The organism is Paenarthrobacter sp. OM7, assembly GCF_029873575.1.
GTDB lineage: Bacteria > Actinomycetota > Actinomycetes > Actinomycetales > Micrococcaceae > Arthrobacter.
In genome coordinates this window covers 78,918-104,952 of record NZ_CP123579.1, presented here as the reverse complement: position 1 = coordinate 104,952, position 26,035 = coordinate 78,918, and the positions used below count along the sequence as shown (strand labels likewise).

General features: G+C 61.3%; 29 protein-coding genes. 10 read left to right on the top strand and 19 right to left on the bottom strand.

Annotated elements, in window-relative coordinates; genetic code table 11:
• Positions 1 to 252: 252 nt before the first annotated feature.
• Both QEH68_RS00520 and QEH68_RS00515 read right to left on the bottom strand, forming a co-directional pair.
• On the bottom strand, positions 253 to 624 hold the full coding sequence (locus QEH68_RS00520; RefSeq protein ID WP_280625450.1) for a hypothetical protein: 372 nt from the start codon (positions 622 to 624) through the stop codon (positions 253 to 255).
• A complete protein-coding gene (locus QEH68_RS00515; protein ID WP_280625447.1) occupies positions 625 to 855 on the bottom strand; it encodes a helix-turn-helix domain-containing protein in 231 nt (76 codons plus the stop codon).
• A gap of 462 nt (positions 856 to 1,317) precedes the next feature.
• Here QEH68_RS00515 and QEH68_RS00510 point away from each other — a divergent pair, with 462 nt between their 5' ends.
• Positions 1,318 to 1,860, top strand: a complete 543-nt coding sequence (locus tag QEH68_RS00510; protein WP_280625441.1) for a GNAT family protein — start codon at positions 1,318 to 1,320, stop codon at positions 1,858 to 1,860.
• 182 nt (positions 1,861 to 2,042) lie between these two features.
• Here the strand turns inward: QEH68_RS00510 and QEH68_RS00505 are convergent, their stop codons facing one another.
• The 4 genes from QEH68_RS00505 to QEH68_RS00490 form a co-directional block, all read right to left on the bottom strand.
• Complete coding sequence (locus tag QEH68_RS00505) at positions 2,043 to 2,735, bottom strand: hypothetical protein (protein ID WP_280625440.1); 693 nt, start codon at positions 2,733 to 2,735, stop codon at positions 2,043 to 2,045.
• Between the two features lie 32 nt (positions 2,736 to 2,767).
• The gene (locus QEH68_RS00500; RefSeq protein WP_280625439.1) at positions 2,768 to 3,538 is read right to left on the bottom strand and encodes a hypothetical protein; all 771 of its coding nucleotides are present in this window, start codon (positions 3,536 to 3,538) and stop codon (positions 2,768 to 2,770) included.
• A gap of 160 nt (positions 3,539 to 3,698) precedes the next feature.
• Complete coding sequence (locus QEH68_RS00495; protein ID WP_280625438.1) at positions 3,699 to 4,466, bottom strand: hypothetical protein; 768 nt, start codon at positions 4,464 to 4,466, stop codon at positions 3,699 to 3,701.
• Between the two features lie 31 nt (positions 4,467 to 4,497).
• Positions 4,498 to 6,234 carry a hypothetical protein gene (locus QEH68_RS00490; RefSeq protein ID WP_280625436.1) on the bottom strand — a complete coding sequence of 579 codons (1,737 nt, stop codon included), beginning with the start codon at positions 6,232 to 6,234 and terminating at the stop codon, positions 4,498 to 4,500.
• Positions 6,235 to 6,390: 156 nt separating this feature from the next.
• Here QEH68_RS00490 and QEH68_RS00485 point away from each other — a divergent pair, with 156 nt between their 5' ends.
• Positions 6,391 to 7,161, top strand: coding sequence for a hypothetical protein (locus QEH68_RS00485; protein ID WP_280625433.1), 771 nt, complete (start codon positions 6,391 to 6,393; stop codon positions 7,159 to 7,161).
• A 154-nt stretch (positions 7,162 to 7,315) separates the two neighbouring features.
• Here the strand turns inward: QEH68_RS00485 and QEH68_RS00480 are convergent, their stop codons facing one another.
• Positions 7,316 to 7,768 carry a DUF3806 domain-containing protein gene (locus tag QEH68_RS00480; protein ID WP_280625431.1) on the bottom strand — a complete coding sequence of 151 codons (453 nt, stop codon included), beginning with the start codon at positions 7,766 to 7,768 and terminating at the stop codon, positions 7,316 to 7,318.
• Between the two features lie 206 nt (positions 7,769 to 7,974).
• Between QEH68_RS00480 and QEH68_RS00475 the strand changes: the two genes are divergently transcribed.
• The 3 genes from QEH68_RS00475 (at position 7,975) to QEH68_RS00465 (ending at position 9,880) form a co-directional block, all read left to right on the top strand.
• Positions 7,975 to 8,511: a hypothetical protein gene (locus tag QEH68_RS00475; RefSeq protein WP_280625427.1), complete on the top strand. Its 537-nt coding sequence runs from the start codon at positions 7,975 to 7,977 to the stop codon at positions 8,509 to 8,511.
• 449 nt (positions 8,512 to 8,960) lie between these two features.
• Positions 8,961 to 9,287 (top strand): hypothetical protein, encoded by a 327-nt coding sequence (locus QEH68_RS00470; RefSeq protein ID WP_280625425.1) that lies wholly within the window; start codon positions 8,961 to 8,963, stop codon positions 9,285 to 9,287.
• 41 nt (positions 9,288 to 9,328) lie between these two features.
• The gene (locus tag QEH68_RS00465; protein ID WP_280625423.1) at positions 9,329 to 9,880 is read left to right on the top strand and encodes a dihydrofolate reductase family protein; all 552 of its coding nucleotides are present in this window, start codon (positions 9,329 to 9,331) and stop codon (positions 9,878 to 9,880) included.
• A 48-nt stretch (positions 9,881 to 9,928) separates the two neighbouring features.
• Here the strand turns inward: QEH68_RS00465 and QEH68_RS00460 are convergent, their stop codons facing one another.
• Complete coding sequence (locus tag QEH68_RS00460) at positions 9,929 to 10,882, bottom strand: DUF5937 family protein (protein WP_280625421.1); 954 nt, start codon at positions 10,880 to 10,882, stop codon at positions 9,929 to 9,931.
• A 56-nt stretch (positions 10,883 to 10,938) separates the two neighbouring features.
• On the opposite strand from QEH68_RS00460, the gene QEH68_RS00455 reads away from it, so the two are divergent.
• Entirely contained in the window at positions 10,939 to 12,198 is a 1,260-nt protein-coding gene (locus QEH68_RS00455) for an MFS transporter (RefSeq protein ID WP_280625418.1), read from the top strand.
• A 54-nt stretch (positions 12,199 to 12,252) separates the two neighbouring features.
• On the opposite strand, the gene QEH68_RS00450 is transcribed toward QEH68_RS00455, so the two are convergent.
• Together QEH68_RS00450 and QEH68_RS00445 are read right to left on the bottom strand one after the other, a co-directional pair.
• Entirely contained in the window at positions 12,253 to 12,696 is a 444-nt protein-coding gene (locus QEH68_RS00450) for a hypothetical protein (RefSeq protein WP_280625415.1), read from the bottom strand.
• 48 nt (positions 12,697 to 12,744) lie between these two features.
• Positions 12,745 to 13,188: a YdeI/OmpD-associated family protein gene (locus tag QEH68_RS00445; protein ID WP_280625412.1), complete on the bottom strand. Its 444-nt coding sequence runs from the start codon at positions 13,186 to 13,188 to the stop codon at positions 12,745 to 12,747.
• A gap of 93 nt (positions 13,189 to 13,281) precedes the next feature.
• On the opposite strand from QEH68_RS00445, the gene QEH68_RS00440 reads away from it, so the two are divergent.
• Positions 13,282 to 13,512 (top strand): DUF2630 family protein, encoded by a 231-nt coding sequence (locus QEH68_RS00440; protein ID WP_207595644.1) that lies wholly within the window; start codon positions 13,282 to 13,284, stop codon positions 13,510 to 13,512.
• Here QEH68_RS00440 and QEH68_RS00435 read toward each other — a convergent pair whose 3' ends face one another.
• The 5 genes from QEH68_RS00435 to QEH68_RS00415 all read right to left on the bottom strand — a co-directional run bounded on the left by QEH68_RS00435 (position 13,513) and on the right by QEH68_RS00415 (position 18,977).
• The gene (locus tag QEH68_RS00435; RefSeq protein WP_207595643.1) at positions 13,513 to 14,655 is read right to left on the bottom strand and encodes a glycerate kinase; all 1,143 of its coding nucleotides are present in this window, start codon (positions 14,653 to 14,655) and stop codon (positions 13,513 to 13,515) included.
• 60 nt (positions 14,656 to 14,715) lie between these two features.
• Positions 14,716 to 15,678 carry a D-2-hydroxyacid dehydrogenase family protein gene (locus QEH68_RS00430; RefSeq protein WP_280625410.1) on the bottom strand — a complete coding sequence of 321 codons (963 nt, stop codon included), beginning with the start codon at positions 15,676 to 15,678 and terminating at the stop codon, positions 14,716 to 14,718.
• A gap of 89 nt (positions 15,679 to 15,767) precedes the next feature.
• Positions 15,768 to 16,658 (bottom strand): carbohydrate ABC transporter permease, encoded by an 891-nt coding sequence (locus QEH68_RS00425; protein WP_280625408.1) that lies wholly within the window; start codon positions 16,656 to 16,658, stop codon positions 15,768 to 15,770.
• A gap of 2 nt (positions 16,659 to 16,660) precedes the next feature.
• Positions 16,661 to 17,422, bottom strand: a complete 762-nt coding sequence (locus tag QEH68_RS00420) for a sugar ABC transporter permease (RefSeq protein WP_280625407.1) — start codon at positions 17,420 to 17,422, stop codon at positions 16,661 to 16,663.
• A 178-nt stretch (positions 17,423 to 17,600) separates the two neighbouring features.
• Positions 17,601 to 18,977, bottom strand: coding sequence for an extracellular solute-binding protein (locus QEH68_RS00415; RefSeq protein ID WP_280625404.1), 1,377 nt, complete (start codon positions 18,975 to 18,977; stop codon positions 17,601 to 17,603).
• 142 nt (positions 18,978 to 19,119) lie between these two features.
• On the opposite strand from QEH68_RS00415, the gene QEH68_RS00410 reads away from it, so the two are divergent.
• Both QEH68_RS00410 and QEH68_RS00405 read left to right on the top strand, forming a co-directional pair.
• On the top strand, positions 19,120 to 20,175 hold the full coding sequence (locus tag QEH68_RS00410) for a LacI family DNA-binding transcriptional regulator (RefSeq protein ID WP_280625402.1): 1,056 nt from the start codon (positions 19,120 to 19,122) through the stop codon (positions 20,173 to 20,175).
• A gap of 125 nt (positions 20,176 to 20,300) precedes the next feature.
• Positions 20,301 to 22,121, top strand: a complete 1,821-nt coding sequence (locus tag QEH68_RS00405; protein WP_280628062.1) for a sugar-binding domain-containing protein — start codon at positions 20,301 to 20,303, stop codon at positions 22,119 to 22,121.
• 60 nt (positions 22,122 to 22,181) lie between these two features.
• Here the strand turns inward: QEH68_RS00405 and QEH68_RS00400 are convergent, their stop codons facing one another.
• Both QEH68_RS00400 and QEH68_RS00395 read right to left on the bottom strand, forming a co-directional pair.
• Positions 22,182 to 22,979, bottom strand: coding sequence for a glycerophosphodiester phosphodiesterase (locus QEH68_RS00400; protein WP_280625399.1), 798 nt, complete (start codon positions 22,977 to 22,979; stop codon positions 22,182 to 22,184).
• A gap of 13 nt (positions 22,980 to 22,992) precedes the next feature.
• The gene (locus QEH68_RS00395) at positions 22,993 to 23,265 is read right to left on the bottom strand and encodes a hypothetical protein (protein ID WP_207595640.1); all 273 of its coding nucleotides are present in this window, start codon (positions 23,263 to 23,265) and stop codon (positions 22,993 to 22,995) included.
• A 137-nt stretch (positions 23,266 to 23,402) separates the two neighbouring features.
• On the opposite strand from QEH68_RS00395, the gene QEH68_RS00390 reads away from it, so the two are divergent.
• On the top strand, positions 23,403 to 24,269 hold the full coding sequence (locus tag QEH68_RS00390; RefSeq protein WP_280625397.1) for an SDR family oxidoreductase: 867 nt from the start codon (positions 23,403 to 23,405) through the stop codon (positions 24,267 to 24,269).
• 28 nt (positions 24,270 to 24,297) lie between these two features.
• Here QEH68_RS00390 and QEH68_RS00385 read toward each other — a convergent pair whose 3' ends face one another.
• Both QEH68_RS00385 and QEH68_RS00380 read right to left on the bottom strand, forming a co-directional pair.
• Positions 24,298 to 25,116 (bottom strand): isocitrate lyase/phosphoenolpyruvate mutase family protein, encoded by an 819-nt coding sequence (locus QEH68_RS00385; RefSeq protein WP_280625394.1) that lies wholly within the window; start codon positions 25,114 to 25,116, stop codon positions 24,298 to 24,300.
• A 68-nt stretch (positions 25,117 to 25,184) separates the two neighbouring features.
• Entirely contained in the window at positions 25,185 to 25,994 is an 810-nt protein-coding gene (locus QEH68_RS00380) for an HAD family hydrolase (protein ID WP_207597412.1), read from the bottom strand.
• Positions 25,995 to 26,035 lie beyond the last annotated feature (41 nt).

Sequence of the window (26,035 nt, the reverse complement as noted above, 5' to 3'; positions counted from 1 at the left end):
TTATTCATAGAAACCCCCAAATCTAGCTCTTGCTTCGGACGTGGTGAGGCTAACACGAACTCTGATTCCTCGCTTGTCACGCTCTTTTGTCGCCTAATTCGGTGTAATTGACTGGAATTCAAAGAAAAAATATGCATCACCGTATGGAAGGTGGAAGGCCAACACTATTAGGCAAAGAATGACGTTGGTCAACGTTCGTGGTGAAGATCGCGTCCGACATCGCATGAACAGGAACGTCCTATCGCCACCCGATCAAGCTGCCAAGGCACGTTCGGTATCGTCGCCGTCGGCGTAGTGCGGTGGGCGTTTGTTCTTCTTCATCCAGCGGACGAGCTCGTCGCGGCGCTGGCGCCACGGGCGTTCACTGTTGTAACTGTGACCGTCCGCCCACCCCGGTACTCGCTTGTCGAGGATATTGGAGGCCTGTGGTTCCAGCTTTTCCTGGCGATGGAGTAAACGGAGCCTCTTCAGGGACCGGTACAGCTCTCCTTCTTCACTGTCGGGCGCCGCTGCCACGGTAGGCAAGGTGCCATGGGTGCGGCAGTACGCCACAATCCGTTGGGCTGCAGCGACCGGTCCGCCAGGCAACGATGCGATCGGGGTGTTCCGCGTAGCGATGGTCATCTACTCGGACAACTCTCCAGCCGCGATCCGTTCCGCAGTGACCCGATATGCCTCGGTGATGTAGTCCTCAACATCGGTGGCGGCAATGCGCCACACGTTCCGTCCTCCGACTTGGATCCCCCGGAGTTCGCCTGACTTCAACAACGCCCTGATCTGGCTCACGGACACGTTGAGTTCTTCGGCGACCTGCTCAACGGTTAGGAGCCTGTACTTCTTGGCTTCGTCGGACATCCGTCCATCGTAGAGCGGTTCAGGTGCCCCACCGGGCAAAAGCTCCGCGTGGGGCACCTCAGCTCCGCCTCTCGTCTACTTGCGGCGCAGCGATCGAACAAGCCGTGTCGCTCGCTGCGACGCAGGTTCATGCAGGAGGACGAGGAAGAGAACACAGATCCAACCGAATTGACCGGTGATCTCGGGAATGTAAGAGAGAGCTGTCATCAGGAGTCCTTCATTAGACGCATGCCGTCGCGGGTTCGCTACGGGCTAATTCGAACGATCGCTGAGCACGCCGACTCACGGGGGGAAGGCGCGTCTCTACGTTTCTACGTTCGTTCACAGAGATCCCTATGCGCGCAGGCCGTGCACGGCGGTCATCTCCCCGGCAATCCAGCGGTGTCCCACTTCCTTGGAAGTGGGACGGTGGCAGTTTCGGTATCTCCCCCGCTGCCCGGGGGCTCCGCGTAGAGTCTGAGAATGAATCCTCTGGAGCAGCCTGTACTCGTTGCGCCCCCTTACAGGCTCCGCCCATTTACGGCAGCCGATGTTCCTGTGGTCCAGGAAGCCTCGAGCGATCCACTAATTCCTGCCATCACAACAGTTCCCGCCAGCGGTTCACGCCAGGCAGCTCTAGCCTTCATCCAAAGACAACACCAACGCTTAGTTGATGGCACCGGGTACTCCTTCGCTATTGCTGATTCCTCCTCTGATCAGGCAGTTGGCCAAATCGGGCTGTGGCTAAAGAACCTCAGCCAAGGCCGGGCGAGCATTGGCTATTGGGTGGCGCCAAGTCATCGGGGGAATGGAGCTGCCTCCTCTGCTTTAGATGCCCTCGCCGCCTGGGGTCTTGCGCAACCCGGGATTCATCGACTGGAACTCTACGTCGAGCCTTGGAATGAGGGCTCCTGGCGCGCAGCCGAGCGCAGCGGGTTCGTACGGGAAGGGACGATGAGGAGCTGGCTAGAGATTGGCGGCCAGCGCAAGGACATGTACATGTACTCGCGCCTTCCTGCTCGCTAGGAATCACGCTACGCGGACTCGCTTCTCTGCCGTGGTTTCGGTGTCCCACTTCCTCCTTGGAAGTGGGACAGCACGAGCAGGCGCCGTTTTTGAGGGGCAACTGGTTGAAGTACTGAGTGTGCAGTGTGCGATCAGGCTGATGTAGGGACAGATCTACGGCCCTAGGACCAGGTCACGGAGGTCTAGTCCCACCAGAGTTCGACAATGGTGCTGCAGTTTGGCTCTGCGGAGACGATGGTGACCTCATCGCAGGCTTGTTCCAGCTCCCCTTGGATGCCTGACAGGTCCGGGACAGCCAGAACGAGGGTGGCGTTGTCCGTGTCCGAGAGGTGCAGCGGCACGGCACCTGCGAGCCGGTTCCATCGGCGCAGGAGCACTGCGAGTTCCGTGCGGGCGCCCAGGTTGTCGGCGCCTTCCCATTCGAGGGTGTGGACGACATCGCCGGGGTTTTCAACTTGAACGGCAACCAGGTTACCTACACCAATGCTGACCACCGGCGCGTCCGCGGGCAGGACCACTGACTGGGGCGCTCTGTCGAGGCCCTCGGTTGCGTCGGCGTCGACCGTGTATTCGTGCAGTGCCTGCTTCTCGGCCTCGGTATCGAGCAAGGGTGGGAGTTCTTCGGATTCAGGGCCTTGCTCGGCCCATCTTTCGGCGAGTTCTTCAGGGTCCGACGGTTCCACACCGTAGGAGAATATGTGCCATCCTGGCAGCTTTCCCGACAGTTCACCGGTGGCCCGCCACAGCTGGGCACCGTTCAGCTCAGGCCCCCAGATGAGAGCTTGGGCCCCTGACGGTGTCAGCGAACGCAATGGAGAGGGCAAACCCCGCGCCTCGAGAACTTGCTGAACCTCATCCAAAGTAGTCAATTCCATACCTAACCTAGTGGCCACCAACGGCTCGTATCTTAGCGGCCGGTGGGCGGCGCGTCCCTGTCTTCCCGTCCGGCGCGGGCTTCGGCCAGGGTGAAGATTTTGTTGTCGGGGTGGTGGTGCCGGAAGTCCAGGAGTATTCCACGCCCGTTGGGGACGTAGAAGTCCTCGTTGAAGGGATCAAGACCCAGGTTCTGGCAGTAGCTGATGAGCATGTCGTGGGTGAACCGGTCAGTGGTCTTGAACGATTTATAAGCGGCGGAGTCCTCAAAATCAGCGAACGCCGTACCGTCCCTGTCGAACACCCACTTGTCATCGTTGACCAGGCTGACAAAAGAACCGTATTCTTCAGAGCCCATCACCATGATCTTGCGGACACCGTGTCTTCCCCGGTGCTCGGGATAGTTTTTCTTGTCCACAGAGTGCGGGATCTCATCGACGATCACAAAGTGGATGCCACGCTTCTTCGCGTACTCGAAGTAGAGCATCGAGCTCAAGTCGGAACCAGAGGCGGAATCGCTCACCACTGCAGTCCACTCCGGATTCGAGGTCTCCAGGAACAGACGCTTGCTCCCGCCACCGAGTGGTAGCAATCTCGCGAACTGCTCCTCCAACGTACCGGTGGCCTCGATCATCAAGGCATCGGCTTTGTCCTGAAGGTCGGCTTTATTAGATTCATGCCAGATACGAGCCGCCTCGTCCAACGGCGCCTTGATGAACGACATCGTGTTCGTCACAGGCGCCCACCTGCTGCCAAGCAACAACCGGGCGGCAAGCTGATCAGCCTGGATCAACTGTTTCTGCATGAATCGGTTCCTCGTTCCCGTCGTCCCAACGCTGCCGGGACGGACGCTGTCTAAGTTGTAGTTCCGCTTGCCGTCGCGCGCAGACCATTCTCGAGCGACGAACGGTCGTTGAGCATCCCTGCTTCGTAGTCCAGTTGGTCGATTGAGGTGCCCGGTCGAGTCAGGTTCGTGGGACGTCCCGGTCCTCGTTACCGGCCCGCGCTTCGGCCAGAGAGTATTCCCTTACGGGGTAACTGACGATGCTTTCCACGAGGATGGCGCGACCGTTGGGAACGTAGAAGCTTTCGTTGAAGGGATCCAGCCCCAGGTGCCGACAGTAGTCCACCAGCATCTCGTGGGTGAAACGCTCCGCCTTTCGAGGCAGGCCATAAGCTGCTGTGTTCTCGAATTCGAAGGGGTCGCCGTTGGAGATGAAAACCCATTTGTCCTCGTTGATCACAGCAACCGTGCGTGCGAAACCTCCAGGCCCGACCACCTGGAGTTTACGGGCCCCGTAGCAGCCTCGGTATTGATCTTGACGAGTTTTCTTCTCCAGCGTGTGGGGGATCTCGGTTACGATGACGGACCTGATCTTCCTCTTTTGCCCGTACTGGACGGTCAAGACCGAGTGAAGGTCCGGCCCCCTGACGGAGTTGTCTACTGCCAGGGTCCAGTTGGGATCTGCCGTCTCCACAAACAACACCCGCGTGCCCGCGCCCAAGGGCAGGAGTGTGCCTAGCAGGTCCTCAAGCCCACCATGATGGGCCGACGTGACAACACTTTCCTTGCCCTCGTAGTCCCTGGACTCCTCCCACTCACGCCAAATGCCTGCGGCGTCCTCCAGGGGCAGGTTGATGAACGAAAGCCGGTTGGTGATGGGTGCCCATCGGCTGCCCAGCAACAGCTCAGCAGCCAACGCATCACCATCACTGACACTTCTTACCACCACGGCCGCCTCCATTCCTCTCTGTTGACCAGTCTCACTGCCACCACTTTTTAATCGGATCCCCTACCGGCAGTATTCGAAGCTGTTCTTTAGCCAAGGACGGGTCGTTGGCCAGGATCCGCAGGAAGTGACCCATACCCCGGTCAGTGTCATCACTGAAGTCCGTTTTTGGCCTATCCAATTCCACCACATGGTGTTTCCCACCCAAGTCAAACTGAAGGTCCGGGCGGTTGTTACCAAGCACCTTAGTAGAGCCAAAATCCACTTGTTTTTGGTTGACCCTGATATTTGTGGCGCCTAGATCCTTGATGCGTTGAATCTCATTATGCATCCATTCAGCCTGGTGCGGATCTTTGCCGATTTTAGGCTGTTTGCGGACCTCCGTTGTCAGGAAATCGTCGGCATTGGCCGTCCGGGGAGGGAATTTTTGTGCCCAGAGGTCCAGAGGGCGGCGGTGGGCTCCGGGGTTGGCGGTAATGGCTACACGGAGCTTATCCATGGCTTCTTTGGGGGAAGCTGCTGTCTCGATGATTGTTTGGGCGGCTTTTTGCACGGTGGAGCATGGCTTGGACGCGCCGGTGGTGTTGGCGGTGCGGACCATCAGGTCAGAGGATCCTGTTTTGTGCACAGCGGTGGTGACGCGGGGTGTGTCGCTGTTGATTTGCCAGCGCCAGCTGGATAGTGCGGCTCCGGTTGCGCAGGGCCCTGCTGCACCCACCCATTTTCCAACGGTCTTGAGTGCTTCTTGGTGTTTTCCGAAGAATTCGAAGGCTTTGGGAAGGAGTTTGCCGACGAGGCCGAGGACTTCTGCGGCTTTGAAGATTTTGCCGATGGGCAGGAAACCTACCAGGGCCATGCCGCAGGCCATGAAGTCGCCCTTGGTGAGGCAGTCGATGATGTCGTTGACGCCGAAGAACTCCAGCAGCAGACCGCCGCCTTCCTTGATGAGGAAGGAGGCCAGGTCACCGTCTTTGAGCAGGGCGTTGGCTTCGCGGAGTTTGTCACCTTCTCCAGCTGCATCGGCTGCTGCTTGCGCCGACGTGTCAGCGGTCCCTGCTTCTGGGTTATTTGCTGCGGCGAGTCTGGCTTCCTCGGCTTCCACGCGCTGCTTTTCAGCGGCAATGTCCATGGCGCTAGTGGCCGCGGCTGCAGCTTCAGTGGCTGCTTGTCCGGCAACGGTGGCCGAATTTTGAGCGTCCGAGGCTGCGGCCATCGCTGTTTGCGCTGCGCGGTTGGCTTGTTGGGCTGAGTCGGCGGCTTGAGCTGCGCTGGTGTTCGCGGCCCGAGCGTCGGAACTTGCTTGGGCTGCGGCTTCCTGGGCACGATCAGCGGACTTCACGGCGCTGTCCGCTGAGATTCCTGCCTGTCGGGCCAGATCGACCGCTGTGGAGGCCGCGGTCGCTGCTTGGGTCCGATACCCGGCAGCCTTTCTCGCTTCTTCCTGGGCTGCGATTGCCGAGCCGTTGGCTGATAGCGCGGCCTGTTCGGCGGTGTGGGCGTCAGCTCTAGCGTTTTTGGCGTCTTTGCTGATGATTTGGACCATGGCGTTCATGGCTTGGTCGTGTGCTGCGGCTTCGAGGTCTCGTCGCGCCGCGTCGAATTGGCCGACAGACAGGAACTGCCGGACCATTTCCCGTGAACCGCCCAGGACGACTTTGGCTTCTGCTTCGAGCTCACCGTTGGCTACTGCGGCGCCCAGGATGCGGTTGACTTCCTGCCGTTCGTCGCTGAAGAGGGCTGCTTGGTAGCCCTCTTCAAGGAACACACGCACGGCCTGTCCTGAATCGGCGGTTCCGAGGGCTTTTTTCGCTTCGGCTTCGACTTTGGTCCCGGCTGTGGCGAGGATACATACGCCCAGTTCGAGGCCTCGGCCGATACCAAGAACGCCACCCAGGGCCCCAGCACCAGTGCCACCATCAAATGGGGCATGGGCTCCGGTGACTACTTCGACCTCAGCGCCTCGGACGTTGTGGCAGTCAGCCCCGACGGTGTCGCGTACAACTTGTACCAGTACGAATCCACCACAGGTGAGCCCGGGTTGCTCAACGGACAGCAAATGGGTTCCGGGTGGAAAGACATTACAGCCGGTTTCGTCACAGACTGGAACGGCGACGGCTTCCAAGACCTGCTGGTGCAATGGAACGACGGCAAAATGCGTCTCTACGCAGGAACCACCCAACCGTTCGGCGGCTACACCGTCATCGGCCAAGGTTGGCAAGGACTCAAACTGAGCGTCGGTAAATGGAAGACCGGGGATAAGTTCCCGTCCATCATTACCACCGACGCCGGTGGGCTCATGCGTCACTACCCCAACCTGGGAGGCGCTGGAATCGGCGCCGGCACGCAGATCGGGGCTGGCTGGACCGGGCTGGAAATTGTCCAAATGGACTTCGATAAAGACGGTAAAACCGACATCGTTGCCAAAAACGCTGCAGGCGAGCTGAAGCTCTACCGCGGCAACGGCATCGGCGGATTCATCTCCCGTACCCCGACCACGGTCGGCGTTGGCTGGGACGTCATCACCGCGATCTCACCGACCTCCGGTTTCAACGGTGCAGGTACCACAGGTATGCTCGCCCGGACTACCGGCGGGGACCTGCGGTACTACCAGATCAACGCCAACAACTCCTGGGCAGCCCCAGTCACCGTCGGATGGGGATGGCAGACACTGGCCATCTTCCGTTCCACGATGCCCTAGCTAAACCCGCATCACCTGACCAACAAAGGGGGTGGCCGGCCGACATCAAAGTCGGCCGGCCCCCCTTCTTCATTCACTTAAGCTTGGAGAACCTTGGCACTGCATGAACCATGGGGGCACGCAGCAGCCGATGAAATGTTGTCCGTCTCTCCGGCTAGTACACCTTGAAGTGCTCGATCACCTTGTGAGTGAGGGCCTTGATGAACTCCCCGCCTTCACCTCTGGCCCACCTCTTCTCGACCGCGTCGAGAGGGTAAACAAGAAAGTTGTTCCGTTCGGAATGCACAGCCAACTCCCGCCCCTTTGAGTCCTCGGCTACGACCCACCGAAGAGGAGACGCGCGAACGAGGAGCTCACCGAATGCAACACCAGCAGCGTTTGCGTATGGTTCGGCGTCCATCTGTCCGTCCGAGCTCTGCCATGTCGCCAGCGCCGTTTCATAGAACTGAGCTACGCTCTCCGGATTCTGAAGATCCACGCCTGAACCTTCAGCTATCTGCACGCATGCAGCAATGAACTCCCGATGCTCGGCGGTGAGCTCCGAAAATACCGGCTGCTCATGTTCATCTGCACTGACCGCTGACTTCTTCCAATTAAACAAACCCATGCCCAATAGCAAACCACCATCCCAACCCAACCGGCTAACGCCGCACGCCTCACGGACTCCGTCCCAACCCCACCAAACAAGAGACGGCAGGGAGGTGTCCCACTTCCTTGGAACTGGGACACTTACTTTGGACCGCCATCAAGATCCGGTTTACTCAAACAGCAGCCTGGGTACGAGGCTGCCCTGATCCACGGAGAGAAAACGACTTGAACAGCACCAATTTTGTTATCTTCCTGAACGGATCCTACGGCGTTGGCAAAACGTCCACGTTGAATCATGTTGGTGATCTCATGGCCGAAGCCACCATGCCATTCAGTCTGATGGACGTCGATTGGTTCCACCGCTCTTGGCCCCCAAGCCATCATGATCCCTCGAACGTCCTCATCGAAGCAGCAAACATGGCGGCCGTCTGGAGGAACTACAGAAGCACAGGGCAGCGGCAGCTCATTGTAAGCGGCGTTATTTCCAGTCCTCAGGATCGTACGAGGTATGAGGCCGCCTTCGAACTGCCGGTGCGAGCCGTTCGCCTCGTTGCCGATGAACAGGAAATCGAGCGCCGCCTCCACTGCCGGTACACCCCCGAGCAGAGTTCAAGCCTTAACTGGCACCTCGACCGATACCGCGACCTCAACGCACGCTTGGTCGAAGCAGATCTAGACGAGGTCATCATCGAAACATCTGAATGCGGGCCCCGCGATGTCGCGGCAAAAGTGTTGACGCACTTTTCTTTGACCCAGCTCTGATCAGCACCGGGTTCCGTCCCACTTCCTTAGTACTGGAACACTCTCGTTGGGACGGTCCCACTCGGCCGATTTAGGCGGCGACGGCACCCCGACACCGCGCCCCGCCGCAAAACGGACTAAAGGGCATCCACGCCGGGGCATCTTGCAAACGGCTTTAGGCCATTCATCAAGGCACTTTTGAGCACTGGTGGAATGCCGAATCAGCCTCGACGTAACATTTCAGTCCCGTATGTTGTCCCAAAACATCCCCTGCAGCCAGCTGTCACAAAGACAACTTCCGGGACAGTTCGGTTTGTGACTCAGGAGCCCATATCCATGCGTGGCTACACAGCGGCCTGGTCGACGCCGACGATCCTCAGCCGCAGCTGCCATGCCGGCCACCGCCGTCGTAATGTTGCGCAGGTCACACATGGCACATACGCTGGGGGCGCTGCAGCGTGGCAGCAAGGATGAAAGGCAGTGCATTGGCCAGCGAGAAGCTCTCCGTTGTTGTTCGCGTCGACGTAGACGGCGAGCAAATTCAGATCGAAGCGACCGGTCGCGTGACCGCTTTGAGCCTTCAGGGTCTCTACCCAGTGGTCCAACGCACCAAGGGCCTTGGCGGCGGTCTCGGAGTGGAGATGGACCTGTCCCAAGCGACCATTGATGAGGATGCACTGAAACAACTCCAGGTCTACGCCGAACTCCATGAAGTGCCCGTGCGCCTCAACCCGGACCACAACAATGTGACCGCCCTTCCGCCCCGCGGCCTCCAAACCACCAGCCGCGCCGCCTAACACCAACACTCCAAACACCCGCCGCCCAACAGGAGAAACAATTGCGCAAAGTCACCGCCGGCCTGTTCCACTCCGTTGATGGCGTGGTTCAGGACCCATTCAAGTTCCAGTTCGACAGCTTCGACGACGAACTCGGCAGAGGACTGACCAAGATGATCACCACGGTGGACACCGTGGTCCTGGGGCGGGTCAGCTACCAGGAGTGGGCCGGATATTGGCCCACCGCACCTCGGGATGAGGACTTTGCTGCCTTCATCAATCCCGTGGAAAAGTTCGTCGCATCGCGCACCCTCACAGAGCCCCTTGAATGGGAGAACTCGCACCTGATCGAAGGCGATGTGGAGAAGTTCGTCGCCGACCTCAAGTCCCGGGATGGCGGCGAGATTGCCGTCTGCGGCAGCATCTCCCTGGTCCGCCAACTGTTTTTCGCGGGCATCCTGGACGAACTGACCCTCATGACGCATCCCGTGGTGGCCGGCAGCGGGCGGCGGCTCTTTGAGGACGGCGACCCGTTGCACCGGCTCGTGTTGGAGGACCAGTACGCTACCAGCAAGGGCAACGTGATCAGCACCTACAGCCTCCGCAAAGACTAAAACGTACGACGGCGACACTCGCCTGTCGCCGTCAGCCCGCCTGTGAAGTCACCCCAGCAGCAACGCCGCGCCCAGTTCGCTCCGGAAGTAGAGCACACTGCGGCCGTAGCGGGTTGACGTCACGAGTCCTGCGTCCCGGAGCGCTCTGAGGTGCTGGTTCACGGCCGACGTCGTGACGCCAAAGCGCAGGCCCAACTCTGTGGACGAGGCCGGGGCTGCCAAGGCGGTGAGCAGGCTGGTCCGGACCTCACCCAACACGGCCACAATCGCGGCCGGGTTGGTGATCCGTTCCGTTTCCCACATGGCGCCCTGGCCCCTTGCCGGGTACATCAGCATCGGCGGATCGCCGTGGTTCACGGGAGCAGAGGCCCGGCGCGTGAACATGGTGGGAACAAGCGTCAGCCCCAAGCCGTCCGTCCTCTCGGTCCGCGACGCCGGATTCTTCAGCCGCACGGAGATGACGCGGCCATCGAATTCCACAGCACCGGACAAATCGTTCAGCATCGTGAACAGCCCGGCCTGTGCAATCTGCCGGCCCCGGTAGACAATGTCCGCTTCCAGGATGGTGCGCATGCGCAGCCAGTGCGGCTCGAAGCAGGTTTCCCAGAAGTCCCGGAGGATACCGACCATGCGTCGGATCGCCGGCCCAACGGGCCCGGAAAAAACTGTCGGGACAGCGCCGTGCACCCTGACCAGATCCCCGTGGAACTGCTCGGCTGAAAGCTGCTCCAATGCTGCGAACTCGTCGTCGATTCTGGTCAGTGGGGACTGAGGCCGGGGATTCAGGAAGTCCGGTGTCCACAGCCTGTCATCCACCAAGGACAGCAATCCATCGAGGTCCAAGCGTGAGCGGGCTTCTTCCGTCCGGCGCAACCAAGGCAGCTGGAGTGGATACTGGCTGGGATCGCGAACGGCCCTGAGGGAGAGCCCCAGTTCGCAGAGGGGCGAGATGCCAAACCGCACGCCGCCCAGATCTGCCTCTGACAGCTCGTACTTCAACATGAAGCACTACGCTACATCAATACCGCCCGCCGTCAGTGGGTGACAGAACTAGGGGTGTGACTAAATCCCCGGCCAATACCGCCCCCGCTCCGCAGCACAACCTCCGCGTCGCGCTCTCTGATCCCGCCCTCAAGATCCTCGCCTCCGCCATCCTGGTATCCACAGTGGGCCGCGGAATCTTCCTCACCCTGACGGTCCTGTACTTCAGCCGCTTCGTCGGGCTGAGTGCCCTCGAAATCGCTGTGATCCTCACGGTTTCCAGCGGGGTCGGTGTCGCGACGTCGTACATCGGTGGTCGACTCGCCGACCACTTTTCCGCACGTCGACTCCTTGTCGGCATGGTCGCCGTCCAGGGTCTCGCGATCGCAAGCTATACGTTCGCCGGGAACTTCAGCACCGCCGTCGTGATCGCCTGTATAGCAGTCGGCGTGGACCGGGGCGCGAATGCCACGCGGTCCGCGATCATCGCCCGGGCCTTCGACGGCCCGAACCGGGTGAATGCGCGCGCAGTCCTCCGCACCATCACCAACCTCGGCATCGCCGTGGGAGGCATGATCGCCGGGCTCGCGTTGTTGGCCGGTACTCCGGGTGCCTTCCGGGGAATGATGATCGGCGCCGGCGTGGCCTACCTCCTGAGCGCGATGGCCCTCCGCCGCCTCCCCGCCAGGGTGGACGCACCCCGCCACGATCCCGCCAAACCTGCCCCAACGCGGGGCATCTCCCCCTTCAAGGACCGCCGCTACGTACTGCTGACCGTGCTGTCCGGTATCTTCGGCATGCAGTTTGGGCTCGCCGAGATGGGCGTACCGCTGTGGATTTCGCAGGACACCAGTGCCCCAGACGTCCTGATATCGGCAATCCTTGTCATCAACACCCTGTGTGTCGTTCTGCTGCAAGTGCCGCTCTCCCGCGGTACAGAGCACCCCCGGCGTGCGGGAAAGATCGTGATGATTGGCGGCGTGCTCATGGCCGCAGCCTGCGCGCTCTATGCCACGGCGGGCGGGGTGCCGGTCATCGCCGCCATCAGCCTTCTATCCGGCGCGGCACTTCTTCACTCGTTCGCGGAGATCCTCTCGCAAGCGGGTGCCTGGGGACTCAGCTTCGAACTCGCCAACCCCCATCAAGCAGGCGCTTACCAAGGGATGTTCGGCATGGGATCTGCCCTGGGGGCCATGCTCGCACCGCTCGTGGTGACCGCCACCGTCGTCGAACATGGCACGCTGGGTTGGGCCATCCTGGGTGCCGTCTTCCTTGCCTCGGCGGCGGGAATCGCGCTGATAGCGCGGAAGGCGTCGACGACGGCGGCGCTCGCCTGAGGGGGCCACATGACTGCACCCCGGACGACTCCTGGGTGGTGTCCTCGAATCGAGCTACTGACGGGTACCCAGCTCCAGCAGATTCACGTCCACGTTTCCCGTGCCAGGCTTCGGGGATCCCCGTTTCTTGCGTAATTGTGTTGCCCGATACTCATCCTTGGACAAGCTGAACCCGTACCAAGCCAGGAAGCCCGCAATGCCCATGGGCCACAGGGCACCCCATGAGGGCCCGCCTCCTTGGAACGCAGGCATGATGAACAGCACCACCGTGGCAACGAATCCCACCGCCCCAAAAGCAGCCAATATTGCCATGCCCCACCACGAACTGACCTGCGCCTGCCCCCGCCCCGGCGTAAACCCGATCTCCTCTTTGGGATAGCTGTGCAACTCACCGGTGCTGGTCCGTCGAAGGACACGCTTCTCGCCGCGTGCCACAGCTTCCTTATGTTCCGCATAGGCAGCGTCGTCGCGCCGCTCACGCTCCCGGTCGTAGACCACGGGCAGTCCCCCTCCAAGGTCGAAAAAACCAGCCTACGGCCAACTGGGCTACTTCTTCCCCGCCTTCAAATCCGCAACCACCTTCGCTATCCGCCGGGCACGCGTCTCCTCGGTCTTGGCGTCCCCGATCGGCTCTACGTATCGCCGCTGAGAGCTGTAGTTCAGGGTCTTGTAGAAGGCCTTTGCCTCAGGTTCGTCATCCAGCGCGGCGGCCAAGTCCTCGGGCACCTCGATCACGCGTGGCTGGGTGTCCACTTCAAGGCCAACCTCAACCGTGTCTCCAGCCGAAGCGCCCGTGAGCTCACGGTTGGCCAAACTGACGCCCACCATGTACTTCCCGCCCATCACCGCGATGCTGCTGCGGTAGCTCTGCCCGTTGATGGTCACCACCACAGGGGGCCGTTTGCCGGCTCCAAGTCCGTCAACAATCTCGTCGGGAACTTCGATGCCTGCCTTGTTGCCATCGCCAACGATGGTGGTTGTGAATTTCATGTCCCCAGTATGCCGTTGGCCATTGGTAGACGCACTGGACCTACAGGACTAGTTTCTAGATAACCGTCCAAACCACATCGAGGAGTCTTAGACATGGACAACCAGGATCTCTTGGAACGCATCCAGTCGCTGGTCGAAGAGGAGCACCGCTTGCGTGACTCCGAAGGGTCAGACAATGACACCGCCCGCCTCGCCCAACTGGAGGCCCAGTTGGACCAATGCTGGGACTTGCTGCGCCAACGTCGCGCCAAGAAGGACGCAGGCGGGAATCCCGACGACGCCGAGCCGCGGCCCGTCAGCGAAGTCGAAGGCTACCGGCAGTAGTCAGGCTCCCTCAAGCACCTGGCTGGTAGCCCATGCGAGGTATTTAGCTGCATTGGCTACAGCGTCGGCGACGTCAGGAACGCCATCTTTGCGCTGCGCAACGTCCAACAACTGGGCCGCGGCCACAATGCCGTGCTTCGCCAGGTCTTCGGGCGTTACCGTAATGCGCCCTGCGACTGCGATGACGGGAATTCCGTGCACACTTGCGGCGTCGGCAAGTGCGATCGGCGCCTTGCCTGTGAGCGATTGCTCGTCCATGGACCCTTCGCCGGTGATGACCAGATCGGCCTCGCCCAAATGCTGCGCGAGGCCTGTCAGGCCGGCGACCAGCGCGAAGCCGCCTTCCAGCTCCGCATCAGTGAAAGCCAGGAACGACGCCGGGAACCCACCAGCTGCTCCGGCTCCCGGAACGTTCACGTCGCGGCCAGTAGCTTCCCGAAGGAGCGACGCCCAGTTGCGGAGACCGGCGTCGAGCCTTTCAACGGCGTCCTCATCGGCACCCTTTTGCGGACCGAAAACATGAGCGGCACCTTCGGGGCCGTACAGCGGGTTTTGGACGTCGACGGCGATGCGGAACTTCACGGTAGACAGCCGCGGATCCAGCTCGGAGACATCTATGGCCACGACGTCGGCCAAGGAACCTCCGCCGAGCGGCACCACATTCCCGGCCGCATCGAGGGGCTTGAGCCCCAAAGCACGCAGGGCGCCGCTACCGGCGTCGGACATTGCCGAACCACCCAGGCCGAGCACGATCTCGGTGGCACCGGCGTCGAGGGCAGCGGCGATCAACTGGCCGCAGCCGTAACTGTGGGCACGCAGGGAATTCTCCGGCGTCGGCTCCATGTGGGCCAGGCCGGAAGCCATCGCGGTTTCGATGACAACGCCGGCCCCGCCGAAAGCGTCTTTCCGGATCGCCCAGGAGGCTCCGACAGGCTTGAGGATGGGGCCGACCACCGCGTTGTTTCGCTCTTCGTAGCCAGCGGCGATCGCAGCATCCAGCGTGCCTTCCCCGCCATCGGCCACAGGGAACTGGGTGGTAATGGCATCGGGGTAAACACGGAGAGCGCCTTCGGCCATGGCTGACGCGGCTTCGGCGGCGGTCAGTGATCCCTTGAACTTGTCCGGGGCGATGAGGATACGCATGGGTCCATCTTGCCAGCTTCGCTCGGAAAGCGCTTGCCCGCGCGTAATACAGCGGCTGATTTAACCGTTGATCACCCGAACTGGTGCCCCGTCGAGCCACCCTTTGACGTCCTCGAAAGCCCCTCCATAGAACTGCCGGTAACTCTCGTGCGTCACGTAACCGATATGTGGGGAAAGCATGGTCCGCGAAGAATGCAACAGCGCGTGCCCGGCCGGCAAGGGCTCCTCATCAAACACGTCCAACGCCGCGCCGCGGATCCACCCCTCCTCCAGTGCTTGGATCAGCGCAGCCTCATCCACCAAAGGACCCCGCGCGGTGTTGACCAGCACGCCTTCGGGGCCGAGAAGACGCAACTCCTTGGAACCGACAATCCCCTCAGTCCGCTCGGACAGCCGGAGGTGCAGCGTTACGACGTCAGACTCACGGAACAACTCCTCTTTGCTGACCTTCCGTGCACCGACGGCCTCGGCAGCGTCCGCAGTGAGGTTCTGGCTCCACGCGAGAACGTCCATCCCAAAAGCCTTCGCATAGCCCGCGATCCGCTTGCCGATCTTGCCCAGTCCAACGATTCCCAGCGTCTTGCCTTCGAGTTCAAACCCGACGCCGGCCTGCCAGTCGCCTGCCCGCAGGGAGTTCTCCTCCACGGTCAGATTCCGGGCAAAGGCCATGAGCAAAGCCCACGTCAGCTCGGGCGCCGCTGCCGGAGAACCACCCGTTCCGCACACGACGATGCCCCGGTCTGCCGCTGCTTCCAAGTCAATAGCTGCGTTCGCCATGCCGGTGGTCACCAGCAGCTTCAGGTTGGGCAGGGATTCAAGGACATCCTGAGGAAAACGCGTGCGTTCGCGCATCGCCACAATGATGTCGAACGGCGCCAGGGCGGCCACGGCTTGCTCTTCCGACACGAAAGGTGCGCTGAAAACGCTCACTTTAACGCCGTCGTCGAGCAGTGAGTCCCACGGGGCGTAATCGCCGGAGACCTGCTGGTAATCGTCCAGGATGGCTAAACGGAATCGGGTCACGTTCCTTATCCTCGCGTGGTGGCCGGTGGTACTCAACCCCATCTCGCGTTGGGTTTTGATTTCTCCGGGAGATGGTCGGGCTGCCGACGCTACTGGCCGCCCAAACCGGAGGTCGCGAACCCCTTCACGATGTGGCGCTGGAACAGCATGAACATGATCAGCAGCGGCAGGGCCGCGAGGATGGCGCTGGCCATGGTCTGCGCGTACTGGACACCGTAGGCGTTCTTGATGGTCGCGAGGCCAACCGGAAGCGTCAGCAGATCCGGGTTGTTGGTGACGATGAAAGGCCACAGGAAGTTATTCCACGCTCCGATGAACACAAAGATGGAGACGGCAATCAGGATGGGGCGGGACAGCGGCATCACAATGGTGAAGAACACGCGAAGGCCGCCGGCGCCGTCGATCCTGGCCGCTTCCTCCAACTCTTTGGGAATGGTGTCGAAGAAGTTCTTGAGAATAAACACCATCATGGGAGCAACCACCTGCGGCAGGACGATGCCCGCCCATGTATCAGCAAGCTGCATGGAGTTCATCTGCTGGTACAACGGCACAATGAGAATTTGGCCGGGGACCATGATGGATGCCACGGTCATCGCGAAAAGCCATCTCCGCCCCCGGAATTCCATGCGGGAGAAGCCGTACGCGGCAAGTGCCGAAATTCCTACGGTCAGGACGGTGACGGCAATCGAGATGCCCAGGCTGTTCAGCATCCATCGCGGCACGTCCCCTTGGCTGAGGACTTGCACGTAGGCATCGAAGTTCCAGCCGGATGCGGGTGCCACAAAAGGTGACGTAGCGGCGTCTTCTTCGCTTTTGAGGGAGGTGGTGACGCCCCAAAGGATAGGCAGCAGCCACATGAGGGCGAGGATGACAAGCGCCAGAATCCCGCCGACCCTGGCAATTGTGCTGCCGTTCTGTGCGCTGTTCCTGAGGGGAGATCGAGTCGGGGCCGCAGGCCGGGTTTGCGTTTGGATGGACATGGTCAGGACGCCTTCCTGTTCATCAGACGCAACTGAACCACTGCGATGACGACGATAAGTGCAAAGAAGAGGTAGGAAATGGCCGAGGCGTAACCCAGCCTGTAACCGCTAAAGCCGATGTCGTAGATGTACTCCAGGACCGATCTGGTACTGCCGCGGGGGCCGCCGGACGTCAGAAGGTAGATCTGCTCGAAGACTTTCAGCGATGCCAGGATCTGGAGCATGACGATCATGACTGTACTTCGGTTAACCATGGGAATGGTGATCGAGAAAAGACGCCGCCACGGCCCCGCCCCGTCCAGCTGCGCCGCTTCGAAGAGGTGGTCCGGGATGTTCTGAAGGGCTGAAAGGTAGAGCAGGAAGTTGAAGCCCACGGTCCACCAAATAGTCACCAGGACCACCGAGAACATGGCCACACCTTCGGTGTTCAGGAAGCCGATCTGCTTGATTCCCCATGCGTCCAGTGTGGCGTTGACCAGCCCGAAGCCCGGCTGGAACATCCACTGCCACAGCGCGGCCACCACCGAAACGGGCAGGAGGAACGGTGCGAAGAAGCTGAGGCGCCAAAGCCACTGGCCCGGAAGTCCCACGTACACCAAGTGCGCCATCACGAACGACAACACCACCAGGGGTGCTGCGGTGAAGAGGGTGAAGACGGCGGTGTTGCCCAGCGACTGCCAGACGGCCTTGTCTCCCAAGGCTTCCGCGTAGTTACCGAATCCTGTGAACTCGCCCCCGGCACCCGTGAGGCTCTGGTTGGTCATGCTCATCCACAGTCCGGAAATGATGGGCCAAAGAAGGAAAAGTGCGAAGGCTGCAAGGAAAGGGACCACATACCAGAATCCACTGGCCTGCCTGATCTTCCGTCCCGGAATTGGACTAACCAACGCGGTGCCAGGTTTGGTTTCGGAGAGCTCTGTCAGCATTGTTTTCACCTCGGCGTTACGTGGGGTTGGGGGCTGAGAGCATCGTCTGCACGTGCTCCATCATGGAATCCACGGCGTCCTTCACCGTGACGGTGCCCTGTAGCGCGGCGGAAAGCGTCTGTGAGAGCTGATTTTGAAAATCAGTGCCGGCACCCGCGAACCACACAGCAGGATCGAACGCCGGTGTTTCGCCGGCAGCCGCGTAATCCACCTGCGGCACCAACGCGCGGTATTCATCCGTGGCCTGGATCGGAGTGAACGCCGGAATGTGGCCCGCCTGGGCCCAATTGAGTCCTTCCTTGAGAATTCCGGCCACGAACTGATGTGAGGCTTTGTAAGCTTCGGAATCCTTGTGTACCTGCTTCGGCAGTACCCAGACGTGAGAATCGGTGTAGCTGGCCGGTGTGCCAAAGAGGGTCGGCATGGGAACGGCGCCAAGGTTGGGCACTGCCTTGGCGAACGCGGGCAGCTCCCATTCACCGGAGAAGATCATGCCTGTGGCGCCGGTAGTGAAGTCGGCGATGGCGCCATGGTACGTCTGGTTGTTGACGGCCATTTTGCCGTCGAGCAGCTCCTTCAGGAAGGTCAACACCTCTGTTGCCTTGGCCTTGTCTATCTGTGCAGGCTGCCCGGCGGTCATCGTGTATCCGCCCCCGGTTTGATTGTAGAAGCCCCAAAACAGTCGCCACGACTGCGCGGAGTCCAGCACATGGCCAAAGGAGAGACCCTGCTTTCCAGTGGCGACAGCCATTCTGGAGGCTGCCTCCATGAGTGCCTGGGGTGAGGAAATTTCCCAAAGCTTGCCGTCGCTGTCCGCAATGCCGGCCTTGACGGCCAAGTCCTTGTTGTAGAGCAGGATGAAGGGGTGGGTGTCCATGGGAACAGCAAAGAGTTTTCCGTTGTAGAAGCACCTCTCCCACACTGCAGGAGCGAAATCCGCCGGCTTTAGCCCATACTCCGCCAATAGCTCCAGGTCATAGGGTTGGAGCAGGCGCTCGGGTGCGAAACCGGCCAAGCGAGAGAGGTGCATGATTGCGGTATTCGGAGCCTTGCCGCTGGAGGCTGCCATGGCCAGCTTGGTGTAGTAGGGCGATCCCCAGGCCAGCGTGACTGGCCGGACATCAATGCCCTTGGCTGTGCTGACGGCCCCTATCATGGCCCGCATTTTCACGCCGTCAGCACCTGAAAACAGATCCCAGGACTGAATGGGCGTCCCGCTTGAGGGGCCGGCGCACCCGGTTAGGGCGCCCGCAGCGAAAATTCCACTGGCTGCAGCTGCCGTGCGCAGCACTGCGCGCCGGCTGATTCCCGAAGAGCCCGCATAGAGACCCTGCTTGGGAGACTGCTCTTGGTTGGGTCGCAGCAGCGACTTTAGACTTCTTGGCTCGTACATCGATGTTTCCTGCCCGACGCGACGCTGGTGAACTTACGTCCTTGATAAAGTTCTAACGTTAGAAACAATGAAGGGGCCGATAGAGTTTGTCAAGGGCATCCTTGCCTTGACCGGTTCACCGACGCCGCTAGGAACGCAACGCATGACTTCTGACGAAATTCATCCTGTACGCCCTGCTGTGCGGAGGACTAGAAGCGGCGAACCGGGGGTCAAAGAGGTTGCCAGCCTGGCCGGCGTGTCATGGAAAACGGTGTCCAACGTTGTCAATAACCGCCCCAACGTCAGGGCTTCTACACGGGACAAAGTTCTAGCCGCCATCGCGGAGCTGGACTACCGCCCCAACCTTGCGGGGCGCCAACTGCGCCAAGGAACGTCCAACACCTTGGTCTTGGCTGTTCCCGAAATTTCTTCACCCTATTTTGGCCGACTTGCAGAGGAAGTCATCTCAGCGGCCAAGCGCAGGGGCTACACCGTCCTCACTGAGGTTTTCGGCTTGGATCCCGAGGCGGAGAAGTCCGTGTTGGCAGGCTATCGGGACCGGATGGTGGACGGCGTGATCTACAGTCCATTGACCATGGATTTGTCCCTTTTTCAGACCCGCACCGACACCACCCCCATGGTCCTGCTCGGTGAACGTTTGAGTGGAGCAGGCGTTCCCCACGTGAGCATTGACAACGACGCGTCCGCGCGGAATCTCGTCAGCCATCTTGCAGCCCGGGGGCGACGACGATTGGGCTTCATCGGCGCACGCCCGGGCAGCGGGGAGGGCACGGCCATGCTCAGGCTGGATGGTTTCCGGCGTGGGCTGGAGGAATGCGGCATTCCTTACGAGCCGGATTTGGTGGTGGACGTGCAGCACTACAGCCGCGAAGAAGGCGAGCTTGCAGCCCTGCGACTCCTGAACTCGGGCGCTGACTGCGACGGCGTTGTCTGCGCCAGCGACGTCCTTGCCGTGGGCGCCTTGCGCGCTTTCAGGCGGCGGGGATTACGGGTGCCGGAGCAGATGGCAGTGGCCGGCTGGGATGACATCCCCGAGGCCGCATTCATGTCCCCCTCACTGACTAGCATCGCTCCCGACATGTCCGCCCTTGCCGACGAAGCCTGCCGCCTTCTGCTGGCCCGGATCGCCGGAACCGACCTCCCTGCCGAGGAAGTAGTGATCCCGCATGAGCTGAAAGGCCGGGAGTCCACCTACTGACCCTCAGGGCTCCACTTGAGCTAAGCCCTTGGAGTTTCTAACGTTGCAAATTCTCTCCCTATGCGCTTCACTGGAAATGACTCCCCCATCCCGCTCTCGAAGGACTGGCCTTGACGTACTCTGATGTGATCCCCTCCCTCCCGAAGCCCGAACACCCCCGCCCGCAGCTGGTCCGCGAGCAGTGGCTGAACCTCAATGGAACCTGGGCATTTGAGATCGACGCCGGTGACTCCGGTTTGGAACGCGGTCTCACCACCCGCGTACTCAACAGCGAAATCCTGGTGCCGTTCGCGCCGGAATCCAAGCTGTCGGGGATTGAGCACGTCGATTTCATGGAAGCAGTCTGGTACCGGCGCACGGTGACCATCCCGCAGGAATGGGTAGGTCAAAACGTCCTGCTTCACTTCGGCGCTGTGGATCACGACGCCACGGTGTGGGTGAACGGCGTCGAAGTGGCCCGCCATCGCGGCGGCTTCACGCCCTTCACTGCAGACCTTGGAGGAGTGGCCGAGCCTGGTACGGACGCAGTAATTGTGGTGCGGGCCAGGGATTCCCGGCACGAAATGCAGGCCCGCGGCAAGCAAGCCACGTGGTACAACAACACCCACTGCCAGTACACCAGGACGACCGGAATCTGGCAGACCGTGTGGATGGAAGCAGTCCCTGAGGTCCATATCAAGCGCCTCCAAATGACCCCCAACCTGGCGGACTCCAGCATCACACTTGAGGTGCCTGTCAGCCAGAACCGGAGCGGGCACACCATCACCGCGGCACTCAGCGACAAGGGTGACATGCGGGTTGAAGCTACGGTCAAAGCCGATCTGGACCTTACGCCCTCCCTTCGGCTGGAAATCCCCAGCGAGTCCCTGCGCCCTTGGTCCATTGAAGATCCCTTCCTGTATGACCTTGAGGTCAGCGTGATGGACTCCGCAGGCAATACTGTTGACCACGTCAGCAGCTACGCAGCAGTGCGGTCCGTTGCCTTGGACGGAAAGGTTGTTCGCATCAACGGCAAAGCAGTCTTCCAACGCCTCATTCTGGATCAGGGCTACTGGCCCGAATCGCTGATGACCTCTCCGGATGACGCAGCCTTGATCAAGGACATCGAACTGTCCATGGCAGCTGGTTTCAACGGCGCCCGGCTCCACGAGAAAGTCTTCGAGGAACGCTTCCTCTACCACGCTGACCGGCTCGGCTATCTGGTGTGGGGCGAGTTCGGCGACTGGGGTGTCTCCGGCGGAGGAACTGTGGGGCACAACCAAAAGCCCACAGCGAGCTTCGTAGCGCAATGGCTGGAAGTGCTTAAGCGCGACTTCAATCACCCTTCCATCATTGGTTGGTGCCCGCTGAACGAGACACACCAAGTGATGCATGACCGCCCGACTGTGCTGGATGACGTCACCGAAGCCATGTTCCTGGCTACCAAGCTTGCTGATCCCACACGCCCGGTCATCGACGCCTCCGGCTACTCCCACCGCATCCGGGAAACGGACATCTACGATTCCCACTCCTATGAGCAGGATCCGGACCGCTTCCGCCTGGAACAACAAGGCCTTGCGGACGGCAAACCGTTCGTCAACCGCACAGGGGACGGCCAGGACTACTCAGTGCCGTATGCCGGGCAGCCCTACTTCGTCTCGGAATTCGGAGGGATCTGGTGGAACGAAGTTGAGGCCCGACAGGCTGTGGACGGAAGCGACGTCGCCTCCTCGTGGGGCTACGGCCAGCGGGTCGGCTCAGAGGAGGAGTTCTACGCCCGGTTCGACGGTCTGTGCTCAGTCCTGCTGGAGAACCCGGACATGTTCGGGTACTGCTACACCCAACTGACGGACGTCTTCCAGGAGAAAAACGGCATCTTCAACTTCGACCGCAGCAACAAGTTCGACCTCGCCAGGATCCGTGCGAGCCAAATCCGGCCTGCAGCGATCGAAACCCGAGGGAATTGAAAGAGCGTCCCCACCAAACCCGAGGGAAGTGATAGAGCGTCCGCACCCCCGGACGCTCTATCAGACCCATTCGCCCCGGCGCACCAGAACTTTCTTGAGGAGGTCGAGCCGGTCGGACACGATGCCGTCCACTCCAAGGTCCAGCAGACGCTCCATCTCTACGGGATCGTTGACGGTCCACACATGCACCTGCCTGCCAAGTCGATGGGCGCGGCGTACAAATCCGGGCGTCACCACCGGCAACCATCCATAGCGGACGGGAACCTGGAAGACGTCGACGTCGGAGAGCAGCTTGCGTGCCAGAGGCGCCGGAAGTATGGGCCCAAGAAGGACGAAAAGCGCTGTCAGGGAGCTGCCTGCCGAGGACGCCACTCGGCGGGAAAGCTTGGAAAGGACTGCGCGGCGTCGCCTATCCGAGAAGCTGGTGACCAGAACCCTGTCATGGATGCGGTGCTTCTCAATGGCGGCAGCCATTGTGTCCACAGAATTCCAGTCCTTGACGTCCAGGTTCAGCCGGGCACCGGGCAACGCCGTGACCAGCTCCTCAAAGGTTGGCACCGGCTCCACCCCGCCGATCCTCGCCAGAGCTACTTCGGCCGCCGTCAGCTCGGACACTTTCCCCGCGGAATCAGTCACCCTGTCCAAGGACGAGTCATGGAAAACCAGCAGCACGCCGTCGGACGTGGTGTGTACGTCTGTCTCAAGGTGCATCGTACCCAGATCCACCGCAGCCCGGAATGCTGCCAGGGAATTCTCCAGACCGTCCAAGGAGAATCCCCGGTGGGCGAAGGCCAGAGGGCCCACTGAACCATCCTTGCGGAGGAAATAGGGCAGCGTCACACCCGTAGCGTAGCCCATCGCCAAGGTGCGGCTAGGACTCCTGCGGGAGTGCCGCCGTCGTCCTTTGCGGAACGATCGCCACGCCGTCGCTGACGTGCACCAGCGTCCGGCCGCGACCGCCGTCGAGCTCCACCCACACCGCGGTGGCATCGCCGGTGACGGCGTCCACCACCCCGGACGATTCGTAACCCGGCGTCAGAGTGACGCTGACCCGATCGCCCTGGCGCAGCGAGCGCCAGTGATGATCCGGTTCGATCCGACGCAAAGGCGCAGTATTGACGTTGTTGATCCGACGCTTGGCCATGATTCCCCCTACACATTCAACGAGACGATTTCACCGTGCGAACGGGTCCTTGGCTGGAAGCCTACGGAGCCAAGTTGAACGCCGGTTGTATGGAAGCTGGGAACTGGGTGACACCGCGGGACTGGCAAACTGGGGGCATGACTGTGTTGATAGCCGGATGCGGCGACCTTGGAACCGAAGCCGGACTCCGCTTCGCCGCTGCGGGCCATGAGGTGGTGGGATTGCGCCGGTCCCCCGGGAAGTTGCCTGCCGAAATCCGCGGCGTGTACGCGGACCTCTCCACCGAGCTGCCGGAACTGCCGTCAGACGTGGATATTGTGGTGGTGGCCATCGCTGCCGACGCGTCCACCGAAGAGGCCTACCGCGCTGCCTACTTGGATGGCGTCAGGAACGTGCTGGACGCTCTGGAACGGCAAGCCATTCAACCGCGGCGCGTCTTGTTCGTCTCCTCCACGGCTGTGTACAAAGACTCCGGCGGGGCTGTGGTGGACGAGTCCACCCCCACCGAGCCCACGCGATTCAGCGGCAAAGTCCTGGTGGAGGCAGAGAAGCTCCTGTTCGCCCGGACCCGCGGAACCAGCATCCAGCCCATTTCGCTGCGGCTCGGCGGTATTTACGGACCGGGTCGCACCCGGCTGATCGACCAGGTCCGCAGTGGCAAGGCCGTCATCCCTGCCCAACCACGGCACACGAACCGCGTCCACAGGGACGACGCCGCCGCGATGATCGTCCACCTCACCACCATGGAAGCCGCCCCGGATTCCGTCTACGTCGGCGTCGATGATCTCGCGGCGGAAATGGGCGACGTCATGCGGTTCCTCGCCTCGGAGATGGGATGCCCGGAACCCCCGACGGCGGCACCCGGCGACGCCTCCGACGCCGGCCCCGGTGACAAGCGCTGCAGCAACGCACGGCTTCGGGCGACAGGCTTCGAATTCACCTTCCCCACCTTCGAAGAGGGCTATCGCGCGCTGCTGGCCGGCAAGGGCGTGCGACACCCGTGAAGCGCAAGGCTTCTTGCTGGCCTGGGGACTACTTCGAGCTGGCGAACAGCCCGTTGAGGGAACCGTAGTCGATGGCTTCGCCCACTGCGTTGTAAGTGCCCTCGGTGTTCAGCTCTTCCGCGGCACGCTGGGCTACGGCATAGGCGGCTTGGGCTACGCTCGAGCCGAGGCTGACCCGGGAGACGCCAAGCCTTCCGAGTTCGCTGACGCTAAGCGATCCTGCCCCCACCATCACGTTGACGGGGATGGAAATCCCAGCGGTCAACGCGGCAACGGTGTCTGCATCTGATGCTCCGGGAACGAAGATGCCGTCGGCGCCTGCTTCAACATACTTTTCGGCTCTGGCCAGGACCTCGGCAATTTGCTGCTGGACGGTACCGGCGCCGGCAAGGAACACATCGGTGCGCGCATTGATGAACAAGTCCTTGCCCGCCTGACGTGCGGCATCCCGTGCGGCTGAGATCCTCGCGCAGAATTCTTCCGGGTCCCGGGAACCATCTTCCATGTTGATCCCCACGGCACCGGCCTCAAGAATATCGGCGACCGTCCTCGCGATTCCTTCCAGCGTTTCCGAATAACCACCCTCGATGTCCGCCGTGACGGGCACGTTGACGGCGTCCACGATGCTGGCGATAACTGCCAAAGCACGCTCCCTGTCCAGCCGGTCGCCGTCGGGCATACCCAAGGACCAGGCAACTCCGGCGCTGGTGGTCGCTATAGCTGGCGCGCCAGCTGCCTCCGTGATGACGGCGCTGGCGACGTCCCAGGCGTTGCTGAGTGCCAAGGGCTTTTGGCTGGTGTGGAGGGATCTGAAGTGGGCTGCGGTTTTATTCTGTTCCGGATTCATGAGTCCATTCCACCAGCCATCACAGTGGACGTCCGGCGGAAATCGGACATCACCAGGGCACGAACAAACTAGACCCGCTGCTCCGTCAGCTTTGCCTCGAGAATTTGGGCCACGCCGTCGTCGTCGAAGTGCGGTGCCTGCTGTCCGGCGGCGAGGATGGCCTCCGGGTGTCCGCTGGCCATGGCGTAACCGTGACCGGCCCAGCGGAGCATCTCGATGTCATTGGGCATGTCTCCGAACGCCACTACATCAGCAGCTTCGATCCCCAGGGACTCGGCGTACTTGGCGAGCGTGACGGCCTTGTTGATGCCGGGCACTGACATCTCCAGCATCGCGGTTCGAGGTGCCGAGTGGGTGGTGCTCACCAGGTGGGCGACGGCAGGCTGAACTTCGGCGAGGAATTCGTCCGGCGTGCCTTTCCGGGTAATTGCCAGGAACTTCACGACGGCGTCATCCGCCGTGAGCGTCTCAGCCAGAGGTTTCGGGGTGAATTCGGCGAGAAGCTCGCTGGTTTCGTTCTCGATGAAGCCCGGCTCCAGTTGGAAACCCGTGAGGGTCTCAACGGCGAAGAGCGCGTCAGGCCTGAGCGACTTGATGATCCGACGGGCCTCAAAAACGGAGTCGGCGTCCAGGGCACACGAAGAGAGTGCTTTCTCGGTTTCCAGGTCCCACACCACCGCCCCATTGGAACAGATCACGATTCCGCTATGGCCAAGCTGCTCCTGGAGCGGGTACAGCCAGCGTGGCGGACGACCCGTGACGAAGACGAGTTCCACCCCTGCGTCGCGGCACGCCTGGAATGCCTTGATGGTCCGGTCACTGATTTTGCCGTCGTGACCGAGGATGGTGCCGTCAATATCGCTTGCTACGAGCCGCATCATGCCAGTCTACGTGGGCACAACGGCCCACAAGGTCGCGC

What these genes read in the sequence shown, in the direction of transcription:
- QEH68_RS00515 (WP_280625447.1), bottom strand. Translation starts at nt 855, where the DNA reads ATGTCCGACGAAGCCAAGAAGTACAGGCTCCTAACCGTTGAGCAGGTC.
- QEH68_RS00380 (WP_207597412.1), bottom strand. Translation starts at nt 25,994, where the DNA reads ATGCGGCTCGTAGCAAGCGATATTGACGGCACCATCCTCGGTCACGAC.
- QEH68_RS00420 (WP_280625407.1), bottom strand. Translation starts at nt 17,422, where the DNA reads ATGACCAACCAGAGCCTCACGGGTGCCGGGGGCGAGTTCACAGGATTC.
- QEH68_RS00500 (WP_280625439.1), bottom strand. Translation starts at nt 3,538, where the DNA reads ATGCAGAAACAGTTGATCCAGGCTGATCAGCTTGCCGCCCGGTTGTTG.
- QEH68_RS00520 (WP_280625450.1), bottom strand. Translation starts at nt 624, where the DNA reads ATGACCATCGCTACGCGGAACACCCCGATCGCATCGTTGCCTGGCGGA.
- QEH68_RS00390 (WP_280625397.1), top strand. Translation starts at nt 23,403, where the DNA reads ATGACTGTGTTGATAGCCGGATGCGGCGACCTTGGAACCGAAGCCGGA.
- QEH68_RS00385 (WP_280625394.1), bottom strand. Translation starts at nt 25,116, where the DNA reads ATGAATCCGGAACAGAATAAAACCGCAGCCCACTTCAGATCCCTCCAC.
- QEH68_RS00460 (WP_280625421.1), bottom strand. Translation starts at nt 10,882, where the DNA reads ATGTTGAAGTACGAGCTGTCAGAGGCAGATCTGGGCGGCGTGCGGTTT.
- QEH68_RS00395 (WP_207595640.1), bottom strand. Translation starts at nt 23,265, where the DNA reads ATGGCCAAGCGTCGGATCAACAACGTCAATACTGCGCCTTTGCGTCGG.
- QEH68_RS00480 (WP_280625431.1), bottom strand. Translation starts at nt 7,768, where the DNA reads ATGGGTTTGTTTAATTGGAAGAAGTCAGCGGTCAGTGCAGATGAACAT.
- QEH68_RS00415 (WP_280625404.1), bottom strand. Translation starts at nt 18,977, where the DNA reads ATGTACGAGCCAAGAAGTCTAAAGTCGCTGCTGCGACCCAACCAAGAG.
- QEH68_RS00485 (WP_280625433.1), top strand. Translation starts at nt 6,391, where the DNA reads ATGGGCTCCGGTGACTACTTCGACCTCAGCGCCTCGGACGTTGTGGCA.
- QEH68_RS00400 (WP_280625399.1), bottom strand. Translation starts at nt 22,979, where the DNA reads ATGGGCTACGCTACGGGTGTGACGCTGCCCTATTTCCTCCGCAAGGAT.
- QEH68_RS00445 (WP_280625412.1), bottom strand. Translation starts at nt 13,188, where the DNA reads ATGAAATTCACAACCACCATCGTTGGCGATGGCAACAAGGCAGGCATC.
- QEH68_RS00505 (WP_280625440.1), bottom strand. Translation starts at nt 2,735, where the DNA reads ATGGAATTGACTACTTTGGATGAGGTTCAGCAAGTTCTCGAGGCGCGG.
- QEH68_RS00425 (WP_280625408.1), bottom strand. Translation starts at nt 16,658, where the DNA reads ATGTCCATCCAAACGCAAACCCGGCCTGCGGCCCCGACTCGATCTCCC.
- QEH68_RS00510 (WP_280625441.1), top strand. Translation starts at nt 1,318, where the DNA reads ATGAATCCTCTGGAGCAGCCTGTACTCGTTGCGCCCCCTTACAGGCTC.
- QEH68_RS00470 (WP_280625425.1), top strand. Translation starts at nt 8,961, where the DNA reads ATGAAAGGCAGTGCATTGGCCAGCGAGAAGCTCTCCGTTGTTGTTCGC.
- QEH68_RS00440 (WP_207595644.1), top strand. Translation starts at nt 13,282, where the DNA reads ATGGACAACCAGGATCTCTTGGAACGCATCCAGTCGCTGGTCGAAGAG.
- QEH68_RS00435 (WP_207595643.1), bottom strand. Translation starts at nt 14,655, where the DNA reads ATGCGTATCCTCATCGCCCCGGACAAGTTCAAGGGATCACTGACCGCC.
- QEH68_RS00410 (WP_280625402.1), top strand. Translation starts at nt 19,120, where the DNA reads ATGACTTCTGACGAAATTCATCCTGTACGCCCTGCTGTGCGGAGGACT.